Here is a 25,990-nt window from a genome sequence, read left to right as displayed (position 1 = left end):
GCCGGGCGTCAGCCGCCCGTCGCCGCCTTGATCTTCTCCAGCGCCTTGCCTTCCATATCCTCCACGCCCGGGGGGATGTTGGCGAAGAACTGCAGATTGGCGATGTCCTCGTCCGTGAAGGCCGCGTTGACCGCCGCCTTCTTGTCGGCCGGCAGCAGGTCGCGCCCGCCCTTGCGGGCCGAGGTGCCGCCGCTGCTGGCGGACATCAGCTCGACGATTTCCGGCTGCATGACGAAGTTGATCCACTTGTAGGCCGCGTCATCCGCCTTGCCCTTGCGCGGCAGGGTGAAGGTGTCGATCCAGGCCAGCGCACCGGTTTCCGGCGGCACGAAGACGATGTTCGGATTCTGGCTGTACAGGCGGAAGGCCGTGGAATCCCACGTTTCCGACGCCACGATCTCACCCGACAGCATCAGCGCCGACAGATCGTCCCCGCCCTTCCAATAGGCCTTCACGTTGTCCTTGCACGCGATCAGCTTGTCGACGACCTTGTCCAGGATCTCCTGATACTTGTCCAGGTCGGCATAGGCCGCGAACGGGTCCTCGCCCATGGCGAAGGCCGTGCCCAGCAGGATCGTGCGCTTCAGGCGCATCGACGTCCGGCCCTTGTATTGCGGGTCGCACAGATCGCCCCAGCTCTTGAAGTCCGGCGCCTTGGTCTTGTCCGCCATCAGGCCGGACGTGCCCCATTGGTGGGGGACCGAATAGACCTCGCCGTCGATGGTCGTGTTCGCCTTGACCCCGTCCAGCAGCTTCTGCTCATAGATCGAGGTGTCGATCTTCGACAGGTCCATCGGCTTGTAGATATTGTATTCCAGTTGCGCCGCATAGATGCGGTCATGGCTCGGCTGGGCCAGGTCGAACCCCGCCCCGCCGGTCGCCCGCAGCTTGGCGATCATTTCCTCGTTGTTCGAAAAGGTCACCTCGACATCGATATCGGGGTATTTCTCCTCGAATTTCTGGATCACTTCCTCCGGCGCATACGAGCCCCAGGTCAGCAGCCGCAGCGTCTCGGCCTGAACCGGTGTCGAAACCGCCCCCAGAAACGCCGCCGACGCCAGCAGCGCCGTCATTTTCCCATACGTCATCTTAGCCTCCCACTCCATTGGCCCTCCGATGAAGCGGACGGCACGGTGATTGATCCGGAAAGCCTAGGTCAGCATTGGTCTAGGAAATATATCCACTATCGAGAGAGTAGCAGACCAATTGATGGTGGGAGATGCGATGTCATTGAACTTCTAATTCTGTATCGTCAACTTATTCAATCATCGTGCCCTTCTCGACGTCGATCCCACGCATCAAGAAATTCGTTAACGATCCCTTTTGCAGTTTTATCCAACTGGTCGCTTGCTCGTAAGCGCTCTAGTTCAGCACGAAAATGGGTAATGTCTAAGATGTCCGTTTTCTCGTCTATTCGAGCCTCCACTTGCCGTCTTGCGACGCGATCTCCAAGCCCCGCAAATCCCATACCTTGCGACCAAGACTCCCCAGTCAATTGCCGCGCGAATATGACAAGTGCGTTATCGTTATTGAGTTGCAAGTTCGTCCATTCGAGTACTTCGGACGGGTCTCCACCCATAAAATCGCGCCAGCGATAAAGAATATAAAATAAATCGTTGTGGCTAAGGAGGGTGTTGTTCGAGGCTGCTTCGCGAATTTTCGATAGAGTGCTATCTACAAGGGGAGAGACAGCATTTTCATTGATCAAACAGGCTTCTTCCCGTTGGGGGCCATTCTCTCGCTCTCGATAGTCCCCTCGAGAAGAAGCGGTGAAGTCAACCAGCCATCCAATCGATGCTTTTTCGCAAGCCGATATGTAAACAGCTGTTCTTTCATCTATCGTAAAGCGACCATTTGTGAGCCGGCGGATGAGCCAGTGATATCTAAGCGTCGTGTCCGCCATCGCCATAAATCCGCGTTCTCGGTCGACTTCGAGATCTATTTCATCGTGTATTTCGAACAATGAGCTAATTAATGGCTCAACCTTCTCACGCTCAATGTTGAGTGCGTGCGCATTAAGTTCGTCGAGTAAGACCGGCACCATAGATGTGCCAACACGCCGCCGCGTCCTCGCCGCGTCACGAAAAGCCGTTTGGATAAATTCAGCGTCGTCCGCTCGCTCAACGAGTTGATTTATAAAAGTCATCGAGAGTGTTTCGTCGCTCAGCGACATTCGGAAATATGTGTCAAAATGCGCTTCTATGCATACCCTTCGCTCAGTCTCCCACTGAGCTTGGAACCCATTCTCGTAAAGCATTTCTTCCATACGGGGAAACAGGCGCTGCAAGGCTATTCGAACAGTTTCTTGTCGTTCTTCGGCGACTGATTGAAGGAACGGATCGAACCTACTGTCACGATCTTGGTTGCCAATGTCATTGCGGCCTCGAGCACCGCACAGGGACTCCTTGTGTGTTCTGATTGCCTGAAAAGTTGAAGGTTCATATAGCCTTAGTGTTTCTAGCGCGATGAAATCAGCGATACTCACTTCGCCAGATATAGCGGGCCATGAAAGGCTTATCGCGTTTTGGAATCGGGCCACATGTCTTGGTGTGGTCAGGTATGGAACAACGACGTCATGAAATAGGTTCATTATTCGTTGAACATGCGCTTCGTCTGCGGGGCCACAAGTAGATTCGATTGCGGTAAGGGTGGCACGATTAAGGTCTGTTCTGAGTGGTAGAGGAAGTTCAAATCCAACCTGTATAATTTTCTCTAGGAAATGGGGTCCTTCAGACGGGTGCCTCTCAGACACCGCTTGATCTGCAAGGCGCCTGTCAAATACAAGCAAATACATAACATTGGGTAAACGTCCAACAGATTTCACCAAGCGAAATATAGCCAATGCTTCGTCTGTGCTTAATCGATCTATGTCATCGATAATGATAAGAAAACGCCGATCTTCCCCCTCAAGAACTTTGGCCAATTTCTGGAAGGTTGCCTCTATAGTGTCACCTTCGCCGAAAAAGCGCTTCGCGAAATTTGTCGTAGCGCTACTGAGCGATGCAAAGCTTCCTGCCGATGTTAATGCAACAGCGGCACCAATTACAGGTCCAGCTTGTAGCAACCCCCGCCCAATTTTTGGAATAAGGTCCTTTACTTTGCCCTTTAATGTATCGCTTAGCAGAGCATTAAGGTTCTGCAGAAATGCGAGGGCGAGAGCTTCTTCACCTCTATACCACCAGCACTTGAACTCGGAGATGGTAAGGTTTTCGCAGTTCGACTGCTCAAGTTGGCTTCTAATGAGGTTCACCGCGCTGCTTTTCCCAGAGCCCCAAGCACCGTTTAGCGCGATAGCTGTGCCTACGGGATTTTTTACTCCAAGAATGCCTTTTGCTATCGACTCTGCAAACGACGTGATTCCGTACTGATCATCGGCTGAAGTCGCGATAGGGCTGTCATTTAAGTATTGGCTGTTCATCTAATCAGTCAGTCCATGGTTGCATAAGCCCAACCTAAAACTAATCAAAAGTTTTGACTAGACACTGAAAGGGGCAGTTGCGGCAATGAACTGAAGCGGCGATGAGCCCTCATCCCCCCAACAACCCATCCAACACCCCCACCCCGCGGCGGATCTGGTCCGGGTCGACGCCGCCGAAGCCGAGGACGAGGCCGCGTTGCTGGATCGGGGCGCTGCAGTAGCGGGACAGGGGGGCGACGATCAGGTTCTTTTCCTTCGCGGCTTCGGTGATGCCGTTTTCGTCGGCGCCGTCGGGCAGGAAGCCGACGGTATGGAAGCCGCTGGAGGCGGGGCGGACGTCGAGGCGGCCCTTGAGGGCGGCGGCGGCGTCGATCAGGGCGTCGTGGCGGGTCTTGTAGGCCTGGCGCATGGCGCGGATATGGTTGGCGAACAGGCCCTCGTTCATGAAATCGGCGACGATGGCCTGTGTCGCGGTCGGTACGCCGCTGAGGAAGTTCGAACTGACGCGGGAAAAGGTGTCGATCAGGCTGGGCGGCGCCAGGATGTAGCCGACGCGCAGGGACGGGAACAGCGACTTGGAGAAGGTGCCGACATAGATCACGCGGTCCTGGGTATCGATGCCTTTCAGCGGTGGCTGCGGGCGGCTGCCGTAATAGAACTCGCCGTCGTAATCATCTTCCACGATGAGGGCGTCCGCCTCCTCCGCCGCGCGCAGGAGAGCGAGGCGGCGCTGCAGCGGCATGACGGGGCCCAGCGGCTGCTGATGCGACGGGGTGACGAAGGCGAGGCGGAAATGCGGCGCCTTGCGCAGCCCGTCCTCGACGCTCAGACCCTGATCGTCGATATCGACCGGGACGGCATTGGCCCCGCTGGCGACGAAGGCGTTGCGTGCGCCGATGGCGCCGGGATTTTCGAACCAGATCGGATCGCCCGGATTCAGCAGCAGCGAGGCGATCTGATAGAAGGCCTGCTGCGCGCCGGCGACGATGAAGATCTGGTCCGGGTCCGACTTGATGCCGCGCGCGGCGTTCAGATGGGTCGCAATGGCCTCGCGCAGCGGCCGGTGGCCGAAGGGATGGCCGTATCCCATCACCTCCTCGCGGTTGCCGCGCCAGTGCCGGGCCGACAGCCGCGCCCAGTGGGCCATCGGGAACAGGTCCAGCGCGGGCAGGGCGGTGATGAAGGCCTTGGACTGGTGCGGCAGCCAGGCGCGCGGGGTGAAGAACCGGTCGGCATGGCGCGCGGCGTGGGAAAGGCGCGGCGCGGCGGGCTCGTCCGACAGGTCCGGGACGGCGGGCGCGGCGGGTCTGTTCTCGGCCAGGGTCGGGCTGACGAAGGTGCCGGCGCCGACCCGGGCCTCCAGCAGGCCTTCGGAGATCAGCCGGTCGATGGCGTCGACGACCGTGGTGCGCGACACGCCGATCTCCTTCGCCAGGATGCGCGTCGCGGGCAGGCGCTCCCCGGGATTGACGCCGCCGGTGAGAAGGATTTCCTTCAGGCTCATATACAATTGCACGCTGATCTTTCGGCTGGATTGCCGGTCGATCCAGACCGAGGATAACAGCGCGCCGCCGGTCGTCTTCATGAATCCTCCCCACAGATTGGACTATAGGACGACCGATAATGGCTCTTCGTTCAAGTCCAATTTTCGCTATCGTTCCCCGCAATCACCCTCCAGCCAGGAAAGTCCGGCCGCGATGAAGATCACCAGCATCGAAACCTTTTCGACGGAATTCGTATGTTTCGTCCGTGTCCGGACCGAGGACGGCGCCGAGGGCTGGGGACAGGTCGCGCCCTATCATGCCGACATCACGGCGGCGGTCGTGCACCGGCAGGTCGCGCCCCATGTCCTGGGCCGGGACGGCGACGATATCGATGCGCTGGTCGATCTGGTGCCGGAAAAGGAGCACAAGTTCCCCGGCTCCTACATCCAGCGGGCGGTCGGCGGGCTGGACACCGCACTGTGGGACCTGAAGGCGAAGCGCGCGGGCAAGCCGGTCTGCGCCCTGATCGGCGGGACGCCGGGCACGGTGCGGGCCTATGCGTCCTCCATGAAGCGGGACATCACCCCGGCGGACGAGGCGGACCGCTTCCTGAGACTGCGCGACAGGTTCGGCTTCGACGCCTTCAAGTTCCGCGTCGGGGCGGAGGTCGGCCACGATGTCGACGAATGGCCCGGCCGGACGGAGGAAATCGTGCCGACGGTGCGCAAGGCGCTGGGCGACGATGCGGCGCTGCTGGTCGACGGCAATTCCGGCTTTTCGCCCGGGCGCGCGATCGAGGTCGGCCACATGCTGCAGGATAACGGCGTCGGCCATTTCGAGGAACCGTGCCCCTACTGGCATTACGACCAGACCAAGCAGGTGACGGACGCGCTCGACATCGACGTCACCGGCGGGGAGCAGGATTGCTCCCTGGTCGACTGGCAGCGGATGATCGACCAGCGCGTGGTCGACATCATCCAGCCCGATGTCTGCTATCTGGGCGGCCTGACCCGGACCCTGCGGGTGGCGGCGATGGCGGAGAAGGCGGGCATTCCCTGCACGCCCCATTGCGCCAACTGGTCCATGGTGACGCTGTTCACCATGCATCTGCTGCGCGCCATTCCGAATGCCGGGAAGTACCTCGAATTCTCCATCGAGGAGGCGGATTACTATCCCTGGCAATACGGCCTGTTCGTCGAAAGCCCCTATGACATCGTCGACGGCCGGGCCACGGTCACAGACCGACCGGGCTGGGGTGTGGAAATCAGCCCCGCCTGGCTCGACAAGGCCGATTACCGGATCAGCGCGCAGGACTGAGCGCCGGGACAGAGCCGGTATTGGCGCAAATCGTGGGGTCAACGACCCGTCCCGGTCGGCGGGATGTGGCAGTATCGGGCATCTCAAACGACCGGAGACGCCCTGATGCTGGACCTGCGCCCCAATTGCGAATTGTGTGATGCCGACCTGCCGCCCGTTGCGGCGGATGCGCGGATCTGCACCTATGAATGCACCTACTGCGCCGGATGTGCGGAGGACGTGCTGCATCATGTCTGCCCGACCTGCGGCGGCAATCTGGTGCCGCGTCCGATCCGCCCCGCGCGTGCCTTGCGGCCGGAGCTGAAACTGGGCCTCGCCAATCATCCCGCCTCGACGCGGCGCCGCCATTCCAAATGGTCGCGGGATCAGATAGACAGCTTCGTGAACGACGTCCGGCACATCCCGCCGGACCAGCGATAGGAGCGGCACATTCCATGGCGAAAGAGCATGAATACACCTGTCAGGTTCAGTGGACGGGCAATCGCGGCGACGGCACGAAGACCTATCGCGGCTATGACCGGACCTGGGACATCGCGACGCCCGGAAAGCCGGTCATTCATTGCTCCAACGATCCGCTTCTGGGCGGCGATCCCGGCCTGCCGAACCCGGAGGACCTGCTGATATCGTCGCTGTCGGCCTGTCACATGCTCTGGTACCTGCACCTGGCGAGCCGCGAGAAGATCGTCGTGCAGTCCTATACCGACACGCCGATCGGCATCGGCGAAAGCGAGCCGTCCGGTGCCGGGCGGTTCCTGCGCGCGATCCTGCGCCCCAGCATCGTGCTGTCGGATATCGGGGATCGGGACCGGGCCGACGCGCTCCATCACGAAATCCATCAATACTGTTTCATCGCGCGGTCGGTGAACTTCCCGGTCAGCTACGAGGCAAGCTATTCCGCCGCATGACGACAGTGTCCGGCTAAAGAAAGGCCCGGCGTGAAAGACGCCGGGCCAGTGCATTGAATCCGGCGGCTCAGACCGCCGGAAGGCCGTGTCCCGCAAGACAACAAGACGCGCCGCCGATGCCCGTCCGGGCCGGTCGGTGCCGCGCCTCCCCCGTGTCCCGAAGAAGCTGGCGCCAAGGGCCGGCCCGCCACCGATTGGAACGAGCCGTCTCTTCAGTTCGGAACGCTATCATTCGCCAAAATTCCGTGTGAAGATGGCCCGTTCGAATTGAAGGTATAAATCTGATGAATGCGCATCTGGATTTCTCCCACCTGGTTGCCTTTGAGGAAGCGGCGGGAACCGGCAGTTTTACACGGGCGGCCCAGTCCCTCGGCATATCCCAGCCGGCCCTTAGCCATCGAATTCGTCTATTGGAAGAACGCGTCGGGCGGAAGCTGTTCCTGCGCCAGCACAAGGGCGTCGTGCTGACGCCGGACGGGGAGGTCCTGTTCGACGCGGTGACGGCGTCGCTGGATCGGATTCGCCGGGTTGTGGACCGCTTCCGGCAGGAGGACGCGCATCAGCGCATCCGGATTTCGCTGGATTTTGCCTTCGGGTCGATGTGGCTGATGCCCCGTTTGACGGTGAACGATCTGCTGCCGGAAAGCATCGATCTGCAGATCAATTCCGCACAACTGAGCCCTGAGCGTCATCTGCGGGACGGCGATGTCGCCTTCGTTCTGGCCTGGCCGGACGATATGCCGGACCACGCCATCCGATTGTTCCCGGAGGCGGTGACGCCGGTCTGCTCACCCCGCTTTCTGGCCGCGCATGAGGGGGCGGGCCGGGCCGAAAGTCTGGTCGACCTGCCGCTGATCCACAATGAGGGGCCGACGCCCGACGCCTGGAGTTCGTGGCGCGACTGGTTCGCTGATCGGGGGGTGGACTGGACGCCGTCGGGCACCCAATCGGCCTTTTCCACCTATCAACTGGTGCTGCAGGCGGCCATGGCTGGGCGCGGCGTTGCCCTGGGGTGGCGCGGTCTCGTCGACGATTATCTTGCCACCGGCCAACTGGTCACGCCGATCCCGTCCTATGCCCGGTCCGGGCGCTACTATTTCGGTGTTCTGTGCCTCGAAGACCCATCGCCCGAAGCACGGCGGTTCCTGGAGACGGTGGCATCGCTGGCCAGTCGCAGAGCCGGCTAGCCCGCCTCGACAGGATGGGGGCGGGCCGGCAGCACCGTTCCTGCGCAGTCCCCGAAGCCGATCCTGTAGCCCGCGCCCGGCGCCCAGCCGCGCAGGGTGATCGTGTCGCCGTCTTCAATGAAGGTGCGTTGGCCGCCACCGTCCAGCGTGATCGGGTCGCGGCCGTTCCAGGTCAGTTCCAGCAGGCTGCCGCAGCTGTCGCGGGTCGGGCCGCTGATCGTGCCGGAGCCGAGCAGATCGCCGGTACGCATGGCGCAGCCGCCGCCGGCATGGTGGGTCAATTGCTGGGCGCTGGACCAGTACATGTGGCGGAAGTTGGTCCGGCTGATCGTCGTTTCCGGCCCGCCCGGCGGGGTCAGCGACGCTGACAGCGCGATATCGATATTGCGGGGATCGGCCTGGCGAAGATAGGGAAGCGGATGCGGGTCCTGGACCGGCCCGTCGACCCGGAACGGCGCGAGCGCGTCGGCGGTCACGATCCAGGGAGAGATCGTCGTCCCGAACACCTTGGCCTGGAAGGGCCCGAGGGGCTGATACTCCCAGACCTGGATGTCCCGCGCGCTCCAGTCGTTCAGCAGGACATAGCCGAAGATCATCGCCTCGGCCTGTTCGGTCGTGACGGGCGTGCCCATGGCGTTCGGGGTGCCGACAACTGCCCCGATCTCCAGCTCGATATCCAGCTTGGCGGTCGGGCCGAAAGTCGGCGCCGCCTGGTCCGGTGCCTTCAATTGGCCACAGGGGCGCCGGATGTCGGTGCCGCTGACCACCACCGTGCTGGCGCGGCCGTTATAGCCGATCGGGATATGAAGCCAGTTCGGCATCAGGGCGTTTTCGGGATCGCGGAACATGGTGCCGACATTGGTCGCGTGTTCGCGGGAGGCATAGAAATCGGTGTATTCGGCAAGGTCGAAGGGCATCCGCAGGGTCACATCCGACAGGGCATGCAGTACCGCCGCGCGGGCGTCGGCGTCGTCGCGCAAATCCGGACAGTCCCGGTCCAGCAGCCCTGACACCGCGCGTCGTGTCGCGCGCCAGACCTCCGGTCCCAGCGCCATGAACGGGTTCAGGGACGGCCCGTCGAACACTCCCGATGGAACGGGCAGCAGGCCGCCGCGGGACAGGGCGCGCAGATCGATCACGCAATCGCCGATGGCCACGCCGGGCCGGGCGCCGCCCTTCGTTTCAAACACACCATAGGGCAGGTTCTGAATCGGAAAGTCGCAATCGGGCCGGTTGGCCGTTTCAATCCAACTTCTGCGGGCGGGATCGTGTGTCTCGTCCAGAACCGGTTTCATCGCGTCGTCGCCTCGTTGCGTCCCAAATCGGCGCGGAGTTTAGGAGGCGTCCGACCGGAGTGAAAGGCCTGAGCGGTATGGTCAGGTGCCGATGGCGACGAGTCGGCGCCCATTGGTCTCCACTATATCAATTCTGGTGTCATAGACGGACGAGACACGCTCTGCCGTGACCACCTCACCCGGCGGACCGTCGGCGACCTTGATGCCCCGCGACAGGACGGCAATCCGGTCGGCCATCACCACCGCAAGGTTCAGGTCGTGCAGTACCGCCAGGACGCCAATTCCTTCTGCAGCCAGTTCGCGGACCGTATGCAGGATCGCTGCCTGATGCGTCAGGTCGAGACTGGCCGTCGGCTCATCCAGAAGCAGGAATCGCGGGTCGCCGTAGGCCGGGCTGGATTCGATCTGAACCAGCGCGCGGGCAAGGGATACGCGCTGGCGCTCGCCGCCGGACAGTTGCGTGATCGGACGGTCGGCCAGGTCCCGTAACCCGCAGCGGGCGATGGCACGTTCGATGATGTCGCCGGCGCCGCGGTCGCCGCTGCGCATCAACAGGCCCATCTCCACAATTTCCGTCACGGTAAAGGCGAAGGGAATGTCGATGCTTTGCCGCATGACCGCGCGCAGGGTCGCCTGCTCCGTCATGCGCAGGGTTGCCACGTCGTGACCGTTCAGGGTCACCGCACCGCGCGAAGGTCGAATGTCACCGGCAAGAACCCCCAGTGCTGTGGATTTTCCGGCGCCGTTCGGGCCGACCAGGGCGACGATCTCGCCGGGCGCCACCTTTATGTCGAAACCTTGCAGAACGCGGTTTCCGCCGCGTTCGACGTCGACGTTGCGCAGTTCCATCATATCGACCGTCTCCATTGGGTGCGCAACAGCAGCCAAAGGAAGAACGGCCCGCCGACCGCGCCCATGACCAGCCCGACCGGCAGTTCCGCGGGTATCACCGCCATGCGGGCAGCCAGATCGGCCAGTACGGTCAGGATGGCGCCGCACAACATGGAGCCGGGGACAACAATCCGGTTGTCTGCGCCAGCGACGATCCGAACCACATGCGGAACGACCAGCCCGACAAAGTTGATCGCCCCGGAAAAGGAAACCGCCACGCCGACCGACAGCGCGACCGACAGGATGATCATCCGTTTCAATCTCCTCACGTTGAGCCCCAGATGGGCGGCCTCGACCTCGCCCAGCATGAACCGGTTCAGGGCGCTGGCCTGGGATGCGATCAGCGCCATCGGAATCAGTACGCATACGGCAATGAGCGGCAGCGCGTCCCATCCGGCGATTGCCAGACTGCCTAGCGTCCAGAAGGTCAGGGTGCGCAATTGCTGATCGTCGGCAATGAAGGACAGGCCGCCGATCCCCGACTGGGCGATTGCGTTGATGGCAATGCCTGCCAGCAGCATCAGCGCGACATCCACCTTTCCGCGCCGGTTGCCGATGGTGACGATGGCCAGGGTTGCGAGGCCCGCGCCGATAAAGGCGGCGCAAGGAATGGCGTAGATCGACATCACCGACATGACCGCCGGGGCGAGGCTGCCGCCCAGTACGATGGCCGTGACCGCACCCAAAGCGGCGCCCGACGAAATGCCGATAAGACCCGGATCGGCCAGCGGGTTGCGGAACAGTACCTGCAGCGCCGCGCCGCTGCCCCCCAGTGCCGCGCCGACCAGTAGACCGAAGACGATGCGCGGCAGGCGGACCTGGGCGATGACCAGATCTGCGCGGCTGTCCCCGCCCAGGAACACGGCCTCCAGCACGCTGATCGGCGGGACGGAATAGGCGCCGATGGAAAGACAGGCGATTCCGGTCACGGCCACAGCAACGGACAGGGCCGCCAGCAGGCTTGCCCGCCGCCGGGCACGCAGACCCGGATCCAGCATTTCGGCCGTCGTCATGCCGGGATCAGGGCGGGCAGGGTCACGGAGAGGGTATCCGGACCATACAGGTGGGTGGCCAGCGCGACCATCGCGTCCGGTGTGCGGGGCCCGAAACCGAGCATCAACAGCCCGTCCATGGAAATCAGACGGCCTTCCCGCGCTGCGCGCAGCGGCCGTATCGGCCCCAGGTCCAAAACGGCGTTCGGTCCGCCCAGGCGCTCGACAGTCTGGTCCATCATCAGGATCACGTCGCAATCGGCGTTCAACGCGCTTTCTGTGGAAATCGGCTTGTAACCCTGAAAGTCGTCAAAAACCAACTCGCCCCCCGCCAGGGAAATGATTCCCTCCGCGGCGGTGTTTCGGCCGGCCGCCATCAATGATCCTTCCCGAAAATCCAGCAGGAACAGGACGCGGGGCTTCCTGGTCTTTCCGGCAATGGCTTCGGTGACCGTATTCGCCCGGATTTCCACGTCGCGTATCAAGGTGCGGCCTTTCTCCGGGACCCCCAGTACATCCGCGATTGTGCGGATCTTCGTGATGACGCCGTCAATGTCGTGGGCTTCTGGCACCATGACGAGGTCCAGCCCGGCGTCGCGCAGGCTGTCCAGGGCATTGGGCGGGCCGGATCCCTCAACGGCGAGCATCAGGCTGGGGTCGAGTGACAGCACGCCTTCGACCGACAGATTGCGCATATAGCCGACCTTGGGCAGTTCCATGGCCGCAGCGGGAAAGAGCGACGTCGTGTCAGCCCCGATCAGACCGGCTTCTTCGCTTAGGAAGTATATCGTCTCCGTTACCGATCCGCCGATCGAGACAATGCGGCTGGTGTCGCGGGCGACGGCAAGTTTGGGCAGCAGGGGGGCGGCGGCCATACCGGCCAGCAGGGCGCGTCGGGACATAGTCATGTTGGGCATGCCTTTCCTATCGGGCTTCCAGGAGTATTTGGGCGTCGGGAATGCCGGCCCGCTGCAGATAGGCCATGGCATCGATCAGACGCTGAACGGGGGCATCGGGTTCGGTCGCCAGCACGACGGGTCGGTCCGGGTCGGCTTCCAGCGCCGACTGCATGGCTGTGCGGGCGGCCGACCAGTCGGGATAGTCGACCTCATCGACTGAATACGCGTTGCCCGCCGCGCGGATGGTTATGGTAAGCGGCGATTCCGGACTGGGCAGGGACAAGCCCGATTCCTCCGTACTGGGCAGGTCCGCCTCGACCGCCAACTGCGCACTGTTCGCCGTCAGCACCATGAAGACGATCAGCATAAACAGAACATCGATCAGCGGTGTCAGATCCGCTCCGAAACGCGGTCCGGAAGCAGCGTCGGGCTGAGACGCACGGATCATTCCGCCGCCTCCGCCAGATGCGTGCCGAAGTGCGCGGACTGGGCAGGCGTGTGCTCGAGGGACAAAGAGAGGATCGTCAGGGCCGAAGCCAATGTGGATATGCGCCGCTCGGTCATCGCCTGGAAAATCCACGCTGCGACCGTTGCGGGCAGGGCGATTGCCATGCCGACGATCGTGGTCAGCAGGGCCTGCCACAATCCATCCGCCAGAAGGGCTGGATGGACCGGGCCGTCATGTCCGGCAATATCGCGAAAGGCGACGGTCATCCCGATCACTGTGCCGAGAAGCCCCAGCATCGGGGCCAGCCCGGCGATCAGGTGCAGCAGACCGACGCCACGGTTGATCGTGCTGCGCTGCTGATCCAGCCAGTGTGAGGCAGCGTCCTCACGTTGTGCCCTGTCGGCATGCACAGGATCCATCAGCACCGCCGCACCGCTGCGCAATGGCTCCGGCAGTCGGCCGATCCCCGCCGTCACAGCGGAGGGGCCATCCCGACGGGCGGTGTCGGCGAGGCCGCGCAGCCGCTGCATGTCGATCCTTTGGGTGCAAATGGCACGGACGGTCTTGTCCAGCACGACTGCCAGCGCGACTACCGAACAAAGGGCCAAGGGAATGCCGACCGGCCCGAGGCGCGTCAGCAGCAGTGACACATCGATCTCCGGAAGTCCCATCATGCGGGGACCTCTTCCCGTTCGGCCTCGATGTCCGCAACCAGCGTCCGCCAATCCTCACTTTCCGGCTGACCGGGTTTGCGGACGCCGAAGAACTGCGTCACGTGGGTGTCGTCGATGTCGTAGAATTCCAGCGCCGTAACGATTCCGTCCACCGTCGGCTTGCGCACGGCATAGGCCGTCATCAGCCGGTCGGACCGAACATGAAGGTTGAAGTCGGGGTCCAGAACATTCTCCCAGTTTTCCATCGGACGGATGTTCGATACCGGTCCGGAATGGATCTGGATGCAGCCCCGGTTGCCGGCAAATACCATGATCGGAAGTTGGCGGGCGGCGGCCTTTTCCAGCGCTGAGCGCAGGGCCGTGACCGGCAGAACCGTCGCGAAGCGGTCCTCCGCCAGTCGCAGCGCCTGAAGCCGGTCCAGCCTGTGTTTGCGCAGCATTCCATGAAAGTCATGGACGTCTTGCAGATTGGCCCATTCGGCCCGAAAGGCGTCCAGATCCACTTCCGATGTGGCGGCATTGGGCTTCGGTTCACCATAGGGTTTGACCTTGATCCCGGGCGTCTGATCGGAGTCACGATGGGCGTCGATAAGGGCGTCAAACCGCTCGGTGTCGCTCTCGTCCAGCAGGTAGACCTTGTGAACGGCCATGCCGGACCGGTCGAAGAACTGCAGGCTGCGCCGTCGTCCGCTGCGGACCGTTTCCTCGACCGCAAAACCATGTGTCCAGAAATTCAGGAACAGCCGCAGATCGATCGTCTCGTTCAGCACCAGGCCGACATGGCCGTCCAGGCTGATATTGCCGAAGACGCCCTTGCGCTCATGAACGACGGTCTCGTTCCGGGTCAGGACCATGACCCGCCCCAGTTCCGGCAGGGCCGCGATCAGATCCTTGAACGGGGCTTTCAGGCGGACGACTTCCTCCCCGCATCGGGCGGCGACCAGTTCTCCCTCACTGGCGCCCAGTTGGGTGGCCGCATCGCGCCCGCGGACCATTGGATTGTCGGCCTTTAGCGCGTTGTAGCGGCTCAACAGGTCGTTGGATTCGAAGATTTCAGGCGTATCGGGCATGGCAGACGGGCTCCTTGAGGCAGGTCGGATCAATCAAGTCGGAAACGGATGGGCACCTGGACCCAGGACGCGACCGCCAGTCCGGATTTCCGGGCCGGCTCGAAATGCCAATCCTCGACGGCCGCACGCGCGGCATCGTCCAGACGGTAGAAACCGGAGGATTGCCAGATTTCGATTCGCTGTGTGTCGCCGCCGGGCGAAACGAGGGCACGCAGGACAACCGTACCCTCCTCGTTTCGTCGTCGGGCGACGGGTGGGTAGGCGGGCGGGGTCGGCGGCACCCTGAAACGCGGCTCGGTTACCAGAACGGGGTCCGCGGCGGGAGCGCCGCCGGCAGCAGCACCGGTTTCGCGCGTCAGAACCGGGACAGGATCCGCGGTGGCGCTCTGGACCGTGTCGGATCGCGCCGACTCAACCGGCCGGGCCGGCGTTTCCGCGATGGCTTTCGCGACTGGTTCCGTCGGTGCTTTTGGTGCGGGCTCGATTGCCGGTTCCGGCCGGGGCGGTTCCGCTGGCTTCGCCATGGGTTGGAAGGGCGGCTTCGCCGGCTTTTCTTCCGTGATCCGAACCGGTTCCAATACCGGCGGCGCAATCGGAACCGTCGTGGTGATCGGCTGCGGGCCGAGGTCGGTGATTTCGACAGGGGCCAGCGTCGGTGATTCCGTCGGAACCGTTGCCGTCATCGGCTGCGGCAGCGGATCGGCCTGCGCAGCCTGGACTGCGGTCGGATGCGGCGAGTGCCTTGGCGGGGCCGGCGGAAGCGTATCCGCGGGATTGCTGACGGCGGCAATCTGAATGGACGTTTTCAGCGCGGTGGACGCGCCCAGGCTGAGCGCGCCCCCGGAATTGCTGGTCGACATGATCGCCCAATGCACCGCCAGGGAGGCGGCCAGGGCCGAGAAGGCCAGGGCGCGCCCGGTTCCATCGGTCCGATCGGAAAGGGCCCGGTCGGATTGATGCAGCCGGACAGGCGCCCTGGAACGTGGTCCAATCATGGTAGCCGCCCGCAACATGCCTACTTGGTCAGGATCAGCTTGTCCTGGCGCGTGCGGCGCAGGCGATAGCGCTCACCACGATGTTCGATCAGGATCTCGCCCTTTTCCTGCAACAGTTCGTCACTGGAAAGCACAGGCGGTTCGGACAGGCGTGTGCCGGCAGATGTCGGTCGGTGCAGGGTCATGTTCGGATCCTTCTCGCTGGTCATGGATGGTCAGAACTGCAGGCTGGCCGTCAGCTTCGCGTTGCGGCCGGTTTCGTTGAGTTCTGACGGGTAGCGCCGGTAGGTATTGTCGAAGATGTTGTCGATCCCGAAATCCACGCGCAGCCCGTCCAGTTGCGGATCGTTCGGCGTGTAGGACACGAACAGGTCATGGACCATTTTCTTGCCGGGATGGGCCGTGCCGGTGCTTGATGTACGGTCCTGGCCGAAGAACAGCATCGACCGCCAGCCGGTCGTCAGACCCAGATCTGCAAAGCGGAGGCCCGCGGTGAGCGTCACAAGGTCTTCCGGGATATCGGCCAGCGCGTCACCCTGGGTCAGGTCATCGCCGCGCATGCGGGTCGCCGACAGGCCGGAAAAGAACATCGGACCTTCATACTGAATTTCCAGCTCCGCCCCGCGAATGCGCGCTTCCGGCACGTTGGAGGTCGTCGTGGTTCCAAACGCGCCGCCCTGGACGGATTGCTCGATGAGGTCTTCGACATCGTTCTGAAACACGGCGCCTTTGATGCGAAGCGCATCGCGCTCCTCCACGACATCATCGAAGCTGAGCGCCGCGCCGACTTCCTTGTTCTTTGCAAATTCCGGGGTCAGATCCGGGTTCGGCACGAAGGTGTTGAAGACGAAGTGTGTACCGCTGACATAAAGCTCCGTCAGGGAGGGGGCGCGGAAGGCCTCGGCGTAAGACCCGAACAGCATCAGCCAGTCAGTGGCCTGATAGGACAGGGCCAGCTTCTTCGAAAGCTTGCTGTCCCCGACATCCCGGTTGCCGGCGGCTTCCTGTTCATAGGTGTCGTAGCGCAGCCCCGGTATGACTGTCAGATCGTCCCAAAGGGTGAACTCCGCCTGGGCGAAATAGCCCTGGGTGATCTGGCTCGCGTTGGGATACTGCCCGCGTGGGGCGTCGTTCCGGACACCTTCCTGATCGTCCTGATACAGCTCGAAGCCATAGGTCAGGGCCAGCTTCGCATCCTCACTCAGGGTCGTGCGGCTGGTATTCGCGACGTCGATCCCCAGCGTGTCCAGTTTGGTCACATCATGCCGGCCGCTGGTCTGGACGATCTCACGAATGAAAGCGTTGTTCGAATAGGCCGTGACCGTCAGGTCCAGCAGGCCCTCCATGTCGTTGTAGCCATAGCGCAGGCTGCCGGATTCCTCACGGGTAACGCGGTCGGCGATGACGGTGCCGTTGGTGTTCGCCGCGGTCGGGATTTCGTGATCGTCCCGAAAGAGCTGAAGATTGAGTTCGACTTCATGCCCCTCATGCTCGACCGATCCCTTCGCCAGTGCGGACCCGATGTCGTCGGCGGAGAAGGGGATGTCCTGACCGTCGCCATCCTCGTAATTGCCCGACGTGTGTCGAGACGCGCTGAACAGCAGGTCGACCCCGTCCAAAGGCGTGCCGAATGCGGTGACGTTGGCACTCTTGTAGGCATTGTTGGACTGGCCACCAATCGAGGTGCGAAGGCCGACTTTTTCTCCAGGCTTCAGCAAATCTGAGGCGTCGATCGTTTCGATCGACAGAACCCCACCCAGCGCGCCGGAACCGTAGAGCATCGAGCTGGGGCCGCGCAGAACGTCGACGCTCTTCAGCAGGGTCGGATCCAGAAACGTCCGTCCACGGTGGCCGGATTGGAAGTTCTTGCGGACGCCGTCGGTGATCACGACGACCCGCTCGTCGCTGAAGCCGCGAATATTGGGCTGCTCGGCCGTGTTTCGGGGGCCGCCGGTCATCTGGACGCCCGGAACGCCTTTCAGGACATCGTCCAGACTTTGCGGCTGTGCCTGCAGGATTGCCTCGCGATCCACGACACTGACCGACGCAGGGGCTTCAATTGCCGACTTCTCGGTCCGTGTTGCGGTCACGGTCATGGCGTCCAGGCTGGTCACGGCGCCCTGGTCGCGGTCGGCATCCTGCGACTGTGCGGCGGTCGCCGTCATTACCAGCATTGCTCCGGCCAGGGCCGTGGTGCTCAAAACTCTCATTCGGGGGGGCGCGGTCGTCGGCTCGGTCATCAAAATCGCTCCAGCGTCTTACGTGCGTTCTTTGCGACGCACTGTTTTCAACGCCTGGCTGGCGAACCCGATAGACGGCGGGGCTGGCTCGGCTTGTCATGCAACTGCGAGTCATTCGCATAAATGCGAGTGGGTTATCCACCTGTTGCGAATGATTGTCAAGTAGCCGCAGTGCCGGTGTGCCGACGGGAAAGTCCGACGACCTCACGAAGCCGGGAAAAATCAGCGCTCTCGGATCGCCTCGTCCTGATAGCGCTGCAGCGGAGACAGCAGAAACTCGATGATCCTGCGTTTTCCGGTCTTGATTTCGACGGTCACGGACATGCCGGGACTGAGCGGCACATCCTTGCCGTCCGCCCGAATGCTGTCCGCGAATAGCGTGACCCGAGTGTCGTAGACCAGACCGAGATTCTCGTCCTCGACCGCATCGGTGGAAACCGTGCGGACCTCCCCGTCCAGCGTGCCGTATTTGGTGAAGTTGAAGGCTTCCAGCTTGATCTCGGCCGCGTCGCCGAAATCGACGAATCCGCGATCCTTGTTCAGAACCTGTGCCCGGGCCTCCAGTTGCACGTCGTCCGGGACGATCACCATCAGCGGTTCCGCGGGTTGAACGACGCCGCCCACCGTGTGGACCGCCAATTGCTGGACGGTGCCGCTGACAGGGGCATGAAGCCGATGCAGGTCTTCCCGCGCCAGGGCCTTGCGCAAGGCAAGGTCGGATTGTTTCAGGTTCTTTCTGGCTTCGGTCAGTTCCGCATAGGCCTCGCGCAGCCGGTCGGCAACCATGCGGTTCTGTTCCTTGACGGCGGCCTCCATGCCGCTTTCCGCCTCCGCAAGACGGTGTCCCTGAATGGTCAGGTTATGACGCGTCTCGATCAGCAGGGTCTTGGCTTCCTGCCAGACCGGCTTCGGCGTGTGTCCCTTCTCCAGCAGCTGCAGAAGGGATGACTCACGCTCTGCCATCAGCGGGATGACGGCGCGCAGTTTCTCCACCTCTGCCTGAATCGCGGCACGGTCGGCGATGCGGCGGCTCAACTCCGCGTCCAGCGAGGCGATCTCGGCCTCGAAAGCGGCCAGGTCACTTTCCAGGCGGCTGGCATGCATGGCGATGATCGCCGGGTCGTCGATGCCGTCCGGCGGGTCATAGCCAGGCGGCAGCCCCCGCAGACCGTTGATATACGCGGTCAGCCGGGCCACTTCTACGGCGGCTTCCATGCGTTCCCGGATCAACTGGTCCTTGTCGACCTCGCTTTCCGTCGGATCAAGCTCGATCAGCAGATCGCCGGCTTCCACATGCTGGCCGTCGCTGACGTGAATGGCACGGACATTACCGATTTCGCGCGGCTGGATCTGTTTCACGCCACCGACCGGGACGATCCGGCCCTGTGCCACCGCCACGATGTCGATCTCGCCGATATAGGCCCAGGCCAGGGCGATGACGAACAGTGCTGCCAGCAGCAATGCCAGCGCCCGGCCGGCCGGGTTGGCTGGCGTTTCCAGGATTTCCAGCGCCGCGGGCAGGAATTCGCGCGCCTCTCCTTCCGGCCGCTTCCGCGCCGGGGGAGGCTTTGCCGCCGGCTTCTGCGGCGCCGCATCGGATCCGTCCGGCGTTCCCGGATTGGCCTGATCCGCGGGGACCTTGGTCGGCGTGATCCGGCCGACCGGCGTGCCGTCATTCGGCGGCATCGGCGATCTCCCCGGATTGGATGCGCCACAAGCGGGCGTATCGGCCGTCGGTCTTCAGCAGTTCCTCGTGGGTTCCGTCCTCGACCAGCTCCCCCTTGTCGATGGTCACGATCCGGTCGGCGGTCCGTACCGTCGACAGACGGTGTGCGATGATCAGGACCGTACGGCCCTCGCAGATCCGGCGCATGTTCTGCTGGATGATGCGTTCGGATTCGTAGTCCAAGGCGCTGGTCGCCTCGTCGAGGATCAGAATTCGTGGATTGGTGACGAGCGCCCGGGCGATCGCAACGCGCTGACGCTGACCGCCGGACAGGTTCGATCCGCGTTCTCCAACCAGGGTATCGTAGCCTTCGGCCAGTTCAGTGATGAAATCGTGCGCGCCGGCCATCTTTGCGGCCTCGACAACGCGTTCCATCGGCATGCCGGGATCGGCCAGTGCAATGTTTTCCCGGATCGACCGGTTGAAGAGCAGGTTTTCCTGCAGCACCACGCCGACCTGTCGCCTCAGCCAGGACGTGTCGACCATTGCCAGGTCGACGCCGTCGACCAGGACACGCCCGCTTTCCGGCACATACATGCGCTGTACCAGCTTGGTCAGGGTCGACTTGCCCGACCCCGACGGACCGACAATGCCGACAATCTGCCCGGCAGGGACGTTCAGGTTGATGCGGCGCAGGACCTCCGGCAGGTCCGGGCGGTATCGGAAGGTGACATTCTCGAAGACGACATTGCCTTCGATATCCTTCAGCGTGGCGCGGTTGGGATTGTATTGCGGTTCGGTCGGGGTGTTCAGGATATCGCCCAGCCGCTCGACGGAAATGCGCGCCTGCTGGAAGTCGTTCCATAGCTGCGCCAGCCGCAGGATCGGTCCGGTAACCCGCCCCGACAGCATGTTGAAGGCAACCAGTTGCCCGACGGTGAGGTCACCCGCAATCACTGCCGTCGCCCCGAAATAGAGGGTCAACGCCATCGTGACCTTGCTGATCAGCTGGGTCGACTGTCCGGCGACATTGCCCAACTGCGCCGTCCTGAAGGCCGATTGTACATACCCTGCCAGTTGCTCTTCCCATCGGCGTTGGGACTGTGGCTCGACGGACAGGGCCTTCATCGTCTCCACGCCGGTCACGCTTTCGACCAGGAACGCCTGGTTCTGGGCGCTGCGCTGGAACTTTTCCTCCAGCCGGGCGCGCAGAACCGGTGTCACGAAGAAGGCCAGCGCAACGTAAAACGGGATAGAGCCCAGCACGATCATCGTCAGCAGCGGGCTGAAATGCCACATGACGGCGAAGAAGACGACCGTGAAGAACAGGTCCATCAGCAGGGTAAGGCCGCTGCCGGTTATGAAGTTGCGAATGCTGTCCAGTTCGCGAACCCGCGCGACGGACTGGCCGACCTGACGGCTTTCGAAATAGCTGAGCGGCAGGGCAAGCAGGTGACGATAGAGCTGACTGCCCAGTTCGACATCGATCCGGTTCGTCGTGTGCGAGAAGATATAGGTCCGCAATATCCCCATGAAGACTTCGAAGACGGACACGACGACAAGGCCGAAGATCAGGACGTCGAGTGTCGTCAGTCCGCGATGGACCAGAACCTTGTCGATAATGACCTGAAAGAACAGCGGCGAGACCAGGCCGAAGACCTGCAGAAAGAAGGACGCGATCAGGACCTCGATAAACAGGCGCTTGTATTTCAGGATCGCTGGGACGAACCAGGAGATGTCGAATTTCGACCCCTTGCCCAGGATCTTGGTCCGTCGGGTGGCCAGAATCAGGCGGCCTGTCCATATCTCCTCGAACTGGGCCTGGTCCAGTGCCCCCATCTTCCCCGTAGTCGGGTCCTGAGCCAGCAGTTTGCCTTCTCGAATGCCGCCGATCAGAATGAAATTGCCGTTCTTCAACTCGGCAATGGCGGGCATCGGCGTGCCATCCAGCTTCTTCCACTGGCTCTTGACGATCCGGGACTTGAGATCGAGGCGTTTGGCCGCGCGTACCAGGGTTTCGGCAGACATGGTCTTGCCGGGTTCGCCGAACTGATGGCGCAATTGTGCCGCGTCGCCCGGCAATTCCAGGAAACGCAACAGCGTAACGAGGCACAACGCGCCGGTATCCACCGGTTCCTGTGTTGCGCCTTCCGCTGCCGGCCCTTCCGCCGCTGCCGTCTCGTCTGTCTCCGGCCCCGCCATACGTCCGCCTAACTACCCGAATTTACTTCTCTTACACGAAATGACCCGAAAGCAACACGTCCTTGCCGGGATTTTGCCTCAGCGGTTTTCGGCTTTTGCGCCGGGCGTTGCCGAATCGTCCCACGGCGTCGAACATGCTAAGGTTGCCGGGGAATGCTATCAGGGTGGAAAGCAATGATTGGACAGGAGGTCCTGCGGCAGGCGGCCGACGAACTGATGGCCCGCGCCGCAATCGAAATTCCGGACGACTATCTGACCGGATTAAAGGCCGCCGCAGACCAGGAGGATGGGGATCTATCCTCTTTCGTACTGAGCGCCATGCTGGAGAACTACGAGGCGGCGAAACAGGATCGCCGCGCCATGTGCGCCGATACCGGCGTACCGCGCTGGTACGTGAAGTTGGGGAACGAGGCGCGCATCGACGGCGGGCCAATCGCGCTGGAGGCGACGCTGCGGGGCGCGACCGCCGACGCGACCCGAAGTGTGCCGTTGCGGCCGAATCGGGTTCATCCGCTCTGGCGAACGGATCACAACAACAATGTCGGTATCGGCGCACCGGAGATCGAATACGCGTTCGAGCCCGAGGGCGACTGGATCGACCTGACCACGGTGCACAAGGGCGGGTTGTTCGGCACCGATTACCGGATGCTGTTTCCCGGCGACGGGATCGAGGGGATCAAGCGGTTCTATCTGGACAGTCTCATTGCTTTCGGGAAACGGGGATTGGCCTGTCAGCCGGCGATTATCGGCATAGGCCTGGGCGGGTCCAAGGACGCGACCATGGTGCTGGGCAAGCAGGCGGCCTGTCTGCGTGTTGTCGGCGATCGCAACCCCGACCCGAAGATTGCCGCGCTGGAGCAGGAATTGATGGATCTTGGCAATTCCATCGGCATGGGCGCGATGGGATTTGTCGGCAAGTCCATGGTTGTCGATTGCCATATCGAGGTCGGCTACTGCCATACCGGCGGCATGCCGATGAGCGTCCATGCATTCTGCCTGTCCTCGCGCCGGGCCTGCGCGCGCATCCACGCCGACGGGCGGATCGAATACCGAACCGACCCGCAATGGTTCACCCCCTACATGCGACGGGAGACGGTCGAATGGCCGCTGGAAGAGCAACGCTCAACCGCCACACGCTGAAGACGCCGGTTGCCACCGACGATCTGCGCGGTCTGGCGCTGGGTGACATCGTCTTTCTGGAGGGGCACGTCTTCACTGGACGGGAGGGCGTCTATAAGCGCGTTCTGGAGGAGGGCCACGGCCTACCGGACGGCCTGTTGCGGAAATCCAATGTCAATTTCCACTGTTCCCCCGCCGCCACGCCGGACGGGAAGGGCGGCTATGAAGTCGGGGCGCTTTCCGGAACGGCGTCCTTTCGGTTCTCGAAATGGCTGGACGATTGGTTCCGGATATCCGGCGTGAAGATCGTGATCGGCAAGGGCGGCATGACGTCTGAAGACTACAAGCGTCACTTCGTCCCGAACGGGGCGATCTATCTGACGACGGTCGGCTACGGAACAGGGGCCTTGCTGGGGCGTGGCGTTCGGTCCGTCGACAGCGTCGACTGGATCGATGAACTGGGCCTTGCGCAGGCGTTGTGGTGCTTCGAGGTCGCGCAGTTCGGCCCCTTCATTGTCGAATCCGACCTGCAGGGAAACAGCCTGTTCGAGCGAGAGAATGCGAAGATTGCCGCCAATCTGGACCGGTTGTACGAGGGCACGCGCCCGCCGGCGCTTCGCCGCTATGGCGAAACCGACGACCGATCCGACGAGGTCATCTGACGGCGGTGCCTGAGCAATGTGCGTGGCGACTGGGCCGGCCAGGGGTCAATGGGACATTGAACTGTCCCAGACCTCCAGCAGCTTGCGACTGTCCGGGTGGCTCCGGCTGAACATTATGAACAACGGGTCGTCGCTGATCGGGGTCGATTTCGCAAAATCCGCGGCTCGCTTCTCTCCCAGAAAATCGACCCTTTCGATGTCTCCGACGATTTCATTGTCTATGTAGATGTCGATGCGCCCGCGCGACAGCATCTTCCAGGCCAGCTCCGAATTGCTGACGATGTGAAGTCTGGCCCCGATTTCGGTCAGTTTCTGGGTGTGTATGTAGGACCGGACACCGACGAAGCTGTAGCCTTCCGCCGCCAGAGCCTCCAGCGTTGTGCCACGAAGCCCCTCCGGAAAGCGTGCCGCTTCGTAGTAGGCGACGGAAAGGTTCGGGCCCAGCGACTTCTCCGAAATCAGGAAATCTTCGGACCGTGCGCCGGTTCTCTGCCACGGAAAGGTCGCGACATACTGACCGGCCTTGGTTGAGGCTGCCGCACGCTGCCACGGCATGAAGTCGTATGCCACCTTGTACCCGGCGTCTTCGAAGACCCTGGTGACGAGGCGCGGGTGAATTCCGTAACCGGTTTCGATTTCCGAGACGAAAGGCGGCCATTCCCCGACGGCAAAGACGACCGTATCGCCGGCGTCTTGTGATCGGATCGGCTGGAGGGCGCCGATCATTGAAAGGGTCAGGGCGACCGCCGCTATCATGGTGCATCGCTTCATCATCTGTTCCTTTCATAGAACGATTGAGCGGATGCCGAGCCCAAAGAGCACTTTGGGGTTGTGTTTCCATTGTATCACAAGCTTTCGGGAAAAAGAACGACGCATGCCGTTCGGGTGCGGGAGAGGGACCCGAGGTTGTTCCGGCAACCGCGATGACAGCCGGGCACAGGCAGGGGAAAAGCCAATATCGCCCGGTGCGCCGGGAAGAAGGCGCGGGAAGCCTGGGCTACTTCCGGAACACGGACGTTCCGCCCGGACTGTCCGATAGCTTTTGAGGTATGCTGCGCCGTCGACGGGGCCAGCGCCTCCGCCCGCCGGATCAGTCCGCGCCGGGCTTCCGGGCGGCTGCCTTTTTGGACGCCGCTTTCTTTGACGCCGTCTTGCCACCTTCCAGCTTTTTCAGCCGGGCTTCCAGGTCCGCGACCTTTGCGGACAGCTTTTCCTGTTCCTCCCGGGCGCGTCGCGCGACATCGGCCATGGCGTCGAATTCGTCCCGGGGCACGACATCCATGTCAGCCAGAATGCGTTCCAGACGCTGGCGGATGGCGGCTTCCGCTTCTTCCTTCACGCCGCCGAGCGCACCCATGGCGCCGCCCGCCATCTTGGCGAAATCGTCGAAGAATTTGCCGGTGGTCTGCATCTTACAGCTCCCGTTTCATGGCTGTGTCCTACCCCTTAGATATTCCTTGCATCCGGGCGGGGCAACGGTTGCGAGCGCAGGTCGCGCAGATTATGAAAGGGCACGGCCAATGTCACGAAAGGTCCGGTCATGATTCTCGTTACCGGCGGCGCCGGGTTCATCGGCTCCAACCTGATTGCAGGGCTCGCAGCACGCGGGCTGGGTCCGATCGCGGTCTGCGACAGGTTCCGCGATGGCGCAAAATGGAAGAATGTCGCGAAGCACCCGATCGTTGCGACCGTCCTTCCGGAAGACCTGTCGGCCTGGCTGGATGAAAACGGCAGCTCGGTGAACTGCGTCTTTCATATGGGCGCCATTTCCGCGACGACGGAAACCGATGTCGACCTGATCCTGGAAACCAATCTCGCCTTGTCGATGCGGCTCTGGTACTGGTGCGCGGAGAACGACGTGCGTCTGATCTATGCGTCCTCCGCGGCGACCTATGGCGACGGAAGCCTGGGCTTCGAGGATGATAACGATCTAAAGGCGCTGACTGCCCTGCGTCCGCTGAATCCCTATGGCTGGTCGAAGAAGCTGTTCGACTGTAACGCTTCACGCCTCGCGGCCCAGGGGGCAGCACCGCTGCAATGGGCTGGATTGAAGTTCTTCAATGTCTATGGCCCGAATGAGTATCACAAGGGTGGCATGCGATCCGTCGCCCATCAGTTGTATGAGCAGGTGCGCGATTCCGGTCGGGCCCGACTGTTCCGCTCCCACCATCCGGATTACGAGGATGGCGGTCAGATGCGGGACTTCGTCTGGGTCGGCGATTGCGTCGACATGATGCTCTGGCTCTATGACAACCCCCATGTGTCCGGGGTTTTCAACTGTGGTTCCGGCAAGGCGCGCAGTTTTCTGGATCTCGCGAACGCGGTCTTTGCTGCCCTGGGCAAGGAGCCGGCTATCGACTGGCTCGACACGCCCGAAGATATCCGCAGGCATTATCAATATTTCACGGAGGCCCGGATGGACCGCATCGCCGCTGCCGGGTACAAGAGCCCCGCGACATCGGTCGAAGACGGCGTCGCCACCTATATCAAGGAATATCTGGCAACCGAAGACCCCTATCGCTGACC

24 protein-coding genes are annotated in these 25,990 nt (G+C 62.4%); 7 read left to right on the top strand and 17 right to left on the bottom strand.

Features of this window, described 5'->3' with window-relative positions:
• Positions 1-8: 8 nt before the first annotated feature.
• From R8L07_01845 to R8L07_01835, 3 genes are all read right to left on the bottom strand, one after another.
• Positions 9-1,088, bottom strand: a complete 1,080-nt coding sequence (locus tag R8L07_01845) for an extracellular solute-binding protein (GenBank protein ID MDW3204257.1) — start codon at positions 1,086-1,088, stop codon at positions 9-11.
• Positions 1,089-1,261: 173 nt separating this feature from the next.
• Positions 1,262-3,418, bottom strand: coding sequence for a P-loop NTPase fold protein (locus tag R8L07_01840; protein ID MDW3204256.1), 2,157 nt, complete (start codon positions 3,416-3,418; stop codon positions 1,262-1,264).
• A gap of 109 nt (positions 3,419-3,527) precedes the next feature.
• Positions 3,528-5,003 (bottom strand): PLP-dependent aminotransferase family protein, encoded by a 1,476-nt coding sequence (locus R8L07_01835; GenBank protein MDW3204255.1) that lies wholly within the window; start codon positions 5,001-5,003, stop codon positions 3,528-3,530.
• Positions 5,004-5,115: 112 nt separating this feature from the next.
• On the opposite strand from R8L07_01835, the gene R8L07_01830 reads away from it, so the two are divergent.
• The 4 genes from R8L07_01830 (at position 5,116) to R8L07_01815 (ending at position 8,311) form a co-directional block, all read left to right on the top strand.
• Entirely contained in the window at positions 5,116-6,219 is a 1,104-nt protein-coding gene (locus R8L07_01830) for a mandelate racemase/muconate lactonizing enzyme family protein (GenBank protein MDW3204254.1), read from the top strand.
• Positions 6,220-6,324: 105 nt separating this feature from the next.
• Positions 6,325-6,639, top strand: coding sequence for a DUF1272 domain-containing protein (locus tag R8L07_01825; GenBank protein ID MDW3204253.1), 315 nt, complete (start codon positions 6,325-6,327; stop codon positions 6,637-6,639).
• 14 nt (positions 6,640-6,653) lie between these two features.
• On the top strand, positions 6,654-7,124 hold the full coding sequence (locus R8L07_01820; protein ID MDW3204252.1) for an OsmC family protein: 471 nt from the start codon (positions 6,654-6,656) through the stop codon (positions 7,122-7,124).
• Between the two features lie 284 nt (positions 7,125-7,408).
• A complete protein-coding gene (locus R8L07_01815; protein ID MDW3204251.1) occupies positions 7,409-8,311 on the top strand; it encodes a LysR substrate-binding domain-containing protein in 903 nt (300 codons plus the stop codon).
• Here the strand turns inward: R8L07_01815 and fahA are convergent.
• From fahA to R8L07_01755, 12 genes are all read right to left on the bottom strand, one after another.
• The gene (fahA, locus tag R8L07_01810) at positions 8,308-9,606 is read right to left on the bottom strand and encodes a fumarylacetoacetase (protein MDW3204250.1); all 1,299 of its coding nucleotides are present in this window, start codon (positions 9,604-9,606) and stop codon (positions 8,308-8,310) included. The two genes, R8L07_01815 and fahA, sit on opposite strands and share 4 nt — an antisense overlap.
• Positions 9,607-9,687: 81 nt before the next feature.
• Positions 9,688-10,458, bottom strand: a complete 771-nt coding sequence (locus R8L07_01805; protein MDW3204249.1) for a heme ABC transporter ATP-binding protein — start codon at positions 10,456-10,458, stop codon at positions 9,688-9,690.
• Entirely contained in the window at positions 10,455-11,510 is a 1,056-nt protein-coding gene (locus R8L07_01800; protein MDW3204248.1) for an iron ABC transporter permease, read from the bottom strand. The genes R8L07_01805 and R8L07_01800 overlap by 4 nt, the downstream gene beginning before the upstream one ends.
• Positions 11,507-12,397 carry an ABC transporter substrate-binding protein gene (locus R8L07_01795; GenBank protein ID MDW3204247.1) on the bottom strand — a complete coding sequence of 297 codons (891 nt, stop codon included), beginning with the start codon at positions 12,395-12,397 and terminating at the stop codon, positions 11,507-11,509. Before R8L07_01795 ends, R8L07_01800 begins: the two co-directional genes overlap by 4 nt.
• Positions 12,398-12,413: 16 nt before the next feature.
• Positions 12,414-12,836, bottom strand: coding sequence for a biopolymer transporter ExbD (locus R8L07_01790; protein ID MDW3204246.1), 423 nt, complete (start codon positions 12,834-12,836; stop codon positions 12,414-12,416).
• The gene (locus R8L07_01785; protein ID MDW3204245.1) at positions 12,833-13,510 is read right to left on the bottom strand and encodes a MotA/TolQ/ExbB proton channel family protein; all 678 of its coding nucleotides are present in this window, start codon (positions 13,508-13,510) and stop codon (positions 12,833-12,835) included. The genes R8L07_01790 and R8L07_01785 overlap by 4 nt, the downstream gene beginning before the upstream one ends.
• Positions 13,507-14,580 (bottom strand): ChuX/HutX family heme-like substrate-binding protein, encoded by a 1,074-nt coding sequence (locus R8L07_01780; protein ID MDW3204244.1) that lies wholly within the window; start codon positions 14,578-14,580, stop codon positions 13,507-13,509. The genes R8L07_01785 and R8L07_01780 overlap by 4 nt, the downstream gene beginning before the upstream one ends.
• A 29-nt stretch (positions 14,581-14,609) precedes the next feature.
• Positions 14,610-15,575, bottom strand: a complete 966-nt coding sequence (locus tag R8L07_01775) for a TonB family protein (protein MDW3204243.1) — start codon at positions 15,573-15,575, stop codon at positions 14,610-14,612.
• A 20-nt stretch (positions 15,576-15,595) separates the two neighbouring features.
• The gene (locus R8L07_01770) at positions 15,596-15,784 is read right to left on the bottom strand and encodes a hemin uptake protein HemP (GenBank protein MDW3204242.1); all 189 of its coding nucleotides are present in this window, start codon (positions 15,782-15,784) and stop codon (positions 15,596-15,598) included.
• Between the two features lie 6 nt (positions 15,785-15,790).
• The gene (locus tag R8L07_01765) at positions 15,791-17,815 is read right to left on the bottom strand and encodes a TonB-dependent hemoglobin/transferrin/lactoferrin family receptor (protein ID MDW3204241.1); all 2,025 of its coding nucleotides are present in this window, start codon (positions 17,813-17,815) and stop codon (positions 15,791-15,793) included.
• A gap of 222 nt (positions 17,816-18,037) precedes the next feature.
• Positions 18,038-19,501: an HlyD family type I secretion periplasmic adaptor subunit gene (locus tag R8L07_01760; GenBank protein ID MDW3204240.1), complete on the bottom strand. Its 1,464-nt coding sequence runs from the start codon at positions 19,499-19,501 to the stop codon at positions 18,038-18,040.
• Positions 19,488-21,683, bottom strand: a complete 2,196-nt coding sequence (locus R8L07_01755) for a type I secretion system permease/ATPase (protein ID MDW3204239.1) — start codon at positions 21,681-21,683, stop codon at positions 19,488-19,490. The genes R8L07_01760 and R8L07_01755 overlap by 14 nt, the downstream gene beginning before the upstream one ends.
• Positions 21,684-21,857: 174 nt before the next feature.
• On the opposite strand from R8L07_01755, the gene R8L07_01750 reads away from it, so the two are divergent.
• A complete protein-coding gene (locus R8L07_01750) occupies positions 21,858-22,823 on the top strand; it encodes a fumarate hydratase (protein MDW3204238.1) in 966 nt (321 codons plus the stop codon).
• A complete protein-coding gene (locus R8L07_01745) occupies positions 22,784-23,464 on the top strand; it encodes a fumarate hydratase C-terminal domain-containing protein (GenBank protein MDW3204237.1) in 681 nt (226 codons plus the stop codon). The genes R8L07_01750 and R8L07_01745 overlap by 40 nt, the downstream gene beginning before the upstream one ends.
• Before the next feature lie 45 nt (positions 23,465-23,509).
• Here R8L07_01745 and R8L07_01740 read toward each other — a convergent pair whose 3' ends face one another.
• Together R8L07_01740 and R8L07_01735 are read right to left on the bottom strand one after the other, a co-directional pair.
• Positions 23,510-24,238, bottom strand: a complete 729-nt coding sequence (locus R8L07_01740; GenBank protein MDW3204236.1) for a transporter substrate-binding domain-containing protein — start codon at positions 24,236-24,238, stop codon at positions 23,510-23,512.
• Between the two features lie 316 nt (positions 24,239-24,554).
• The gene (locus tag R8L07_01735) at positions 24,555-24,875 is read right to left on the bottom strand and encodes an accessory factor UbiK family protein (GenBank protein ID MDW3204235.1); all 321 of its coding nucleotides are present in this window, start codon (positions 24,873-24,875) and stop codon (positions 24,555-24,557) included.
• 129 nt (positions 24,876-25,004) lie between these two features.
• On the opposite strand from R8L07_01735, the gene rfaD reads away from it, so the two are divergent.
• Positions 25,005-25,988 (top strand): ADP-glyceromanno-heptose 6-epimerase, encoded by a 984-nt coding sequence (rfaD, locus tag R8L07_01730; protein ID MDW3204234.1) that lies wholly within the window; start codon positions 25,005-25,007, stop codon positions 25,986-25,988.
• Positions 25,989-25,990 lie beyond the last annotated feature (2 nt).

Source organism: Alphaproteobacteria bacterium, assembly GCA_033344895.1.
Classification (GTDB): Bacteria; Pseudomonadota; Alphaproteobacteria; order UBA8366; family Aestuariispiraceae; genus Pacificispira.
This window is presented reverse-complemented; position numbering and strand designations above follow the sequence as displayed.

What these genes read in the sequence shown, in the direction of transcription:
- R8L07_01845 (MDW3204257.1), bottom strand. Translation starts at nt 1,088, where the DNA reads ATGACGTATGGGAAAATGACGGCGCTGCTGGCGTCGGCGGCGTTTCTG.
- R8L07_01840 (MDW3204256.1), bottom strand. Translation starts at nt 3,418, where the DNA reads ATGAACAGCCAATACTTAAATGACAGCCCTATCGCGACTTCAGCCGAT.
- R8L07_01835 (MDW3204255.1), bottom strand. Translation starts at nt 5,003, where the DNA reads ATGAAGACGACCGGCGGCGCGCTGTTATCCTCGGTCTGGATCGACCGG.
- R8L07_01830 (MDW3204254.1), top strand. Translation starts at nt 5,116, where the DNA reads ATGAAGATCACCAGCATCGAAACCTTTTCGACGGAATTCGTATGTTTC.
- R8L07_01825 (MDW3204253.1), top strand. Translation starts at nt 6,325, where the DNA reads ATGCTGGACCTGCGCCCCAATTGCGAATTGTGTGATGCCGACCTGCCG.
- R8L07_01820 (MDW3204252.1), top strand. Translation starts at nt 6,654, where the DNA reads ATGGCGAAAGAGCATGAATACACCTGTCAGGTTCAGTGGACGGGCAAT.
- R8L07_01815 (MDW3204251.1), top strand. Translation starts at nt 7,409, where the DNA reads ATGAATGCGCATCTGGATTTCTCCCACCTGGTTGCCTTTGAGGAAGCG.
- fahA (MDW3204250.1), bottom strand. Translation starts at nt 9,606, where the DNA reads ATGAAACCGGTTCTGGACGAGACACACGATCCCGCCCGCAGAAGTTGG.
- R8L07_01805 (MDW3204249.1), bottom strand. Translation starts at nt 10,458, where the DNA reads ATGATGGAACTGCGCAACGTCGACGTCGAACGCGGCGGAAACCGCGTT.
- R8L07_01800 (MDW3204248.1), bottom strand. Translation starts at nt 11,510, where the DNA reads ATGACGACGGCCGAAATGCTGGATCCGGGTCTGCGTGCCCGGCGGCGG.
- R8L07_01795 (MDW3204247.1), bottom strand. Translation starts at nt 12,397, where the DNA reads ATGACTATGTCCCGACGCGCCCTGCTGGCCGGTATGGCCGCCGCCCCC.
- R8L07_01790 (MDW3204246.1), bottom strand. Translation starts at nt 12,836, where the DNA reads ATGATCCGTGCGTCTCAGCCCGACGCTGCTTCCGGACCGCGTTTCGGA.
- R8L07_01785 (MDW3204245.1), bottom strand. Translation starts at nt 13,510, where the DNA reads ATGATGGGACTTCCGGAGATCGATGTGTCACTGCTGCTGACGCGCCTC.
- R8L07_01780 (MDW3204244.1), bottom strand. Translation starts at nt 14,580, where the DNA reads ATGCCCGATACGCCTGAAATCTTCGAATCCAACGACCTGTTGAGCCGC.
- R8L07_01775 (MDW3204243.1), bottom strand. Translation starts at nt 15,575, where the DNA reads ATGATTGGACCACGTTCCAGGGCGCCTGTCCGGCTGCATCAATCCGAC.
- R8L07_01770 (MDW3204242.1), bottom strand. Translation starts at nt 15,784, where the DNA reads ATGACCAGCGAGAAGGATCCGAACATGACCCTGCACCGACCGACATCT.
- R8L07_01765 (MDW3204241.1), bottom strand. Translation starts at nt 17,815, where the DNA reads ATGACCGAGCCGACGACCGCGCCCCCCCGAATGAGAGTTTTGAGCACC.
- R8L07_01760 (MDW3204240.1), bottom strand. Translation starts at nt 19,501, where the DNA reads ATGCCGCCGAATGACGGCACGCCGGTCGGCCGGATCACGCCGACCAAG.
- R8L07_01755 (MDW3204239.1), bottom strand. Translation starts at nt 21,683, where the DNA reads ATGGCGGGGCCGGAGACAGACGAGACGGCAGCGGCGGAAGGGCCGGCA.
- R8L07_01750 (MDW3204238.1), top strand. Translation starts at nt 21,858, where the DNA reads ATGATTGGACAGGAGGTCCTGCGGCAGGCGGCCGACGAACTGATGGCC.
- R8L07_01745 (MDW3204237.1), top strand. Translation starts at nt 22,784, where the DNA reads ATGGCCGCTGGAAGAGCAACGCTCAACCGCCACACGCTGAAGACGCCG.
- R8L07_01740 (MDW3204236.1), bottom strand. Translation starts at nt 24,238, where the DNA reads ATGATGAAGCGATGCACCATGATAGCGGCGGTCGCCCTGACCCTTTCA.
- R8L07_01735 (MDW3204235.1), bottom strand. Translation starts at nt 24,875, where the DNA reads ATGCAGACCACCGGCAAATTCTTCGACGATTTCGCCAAGATGGCGGGC.
- rfaD (MDW3204234.1), top strand. Translation starts at nt 25,005, where the DNA reads ATGATTCTCGTTACCGGCGGCGCCGGGTTCATCGGCTCCAACCTGATT.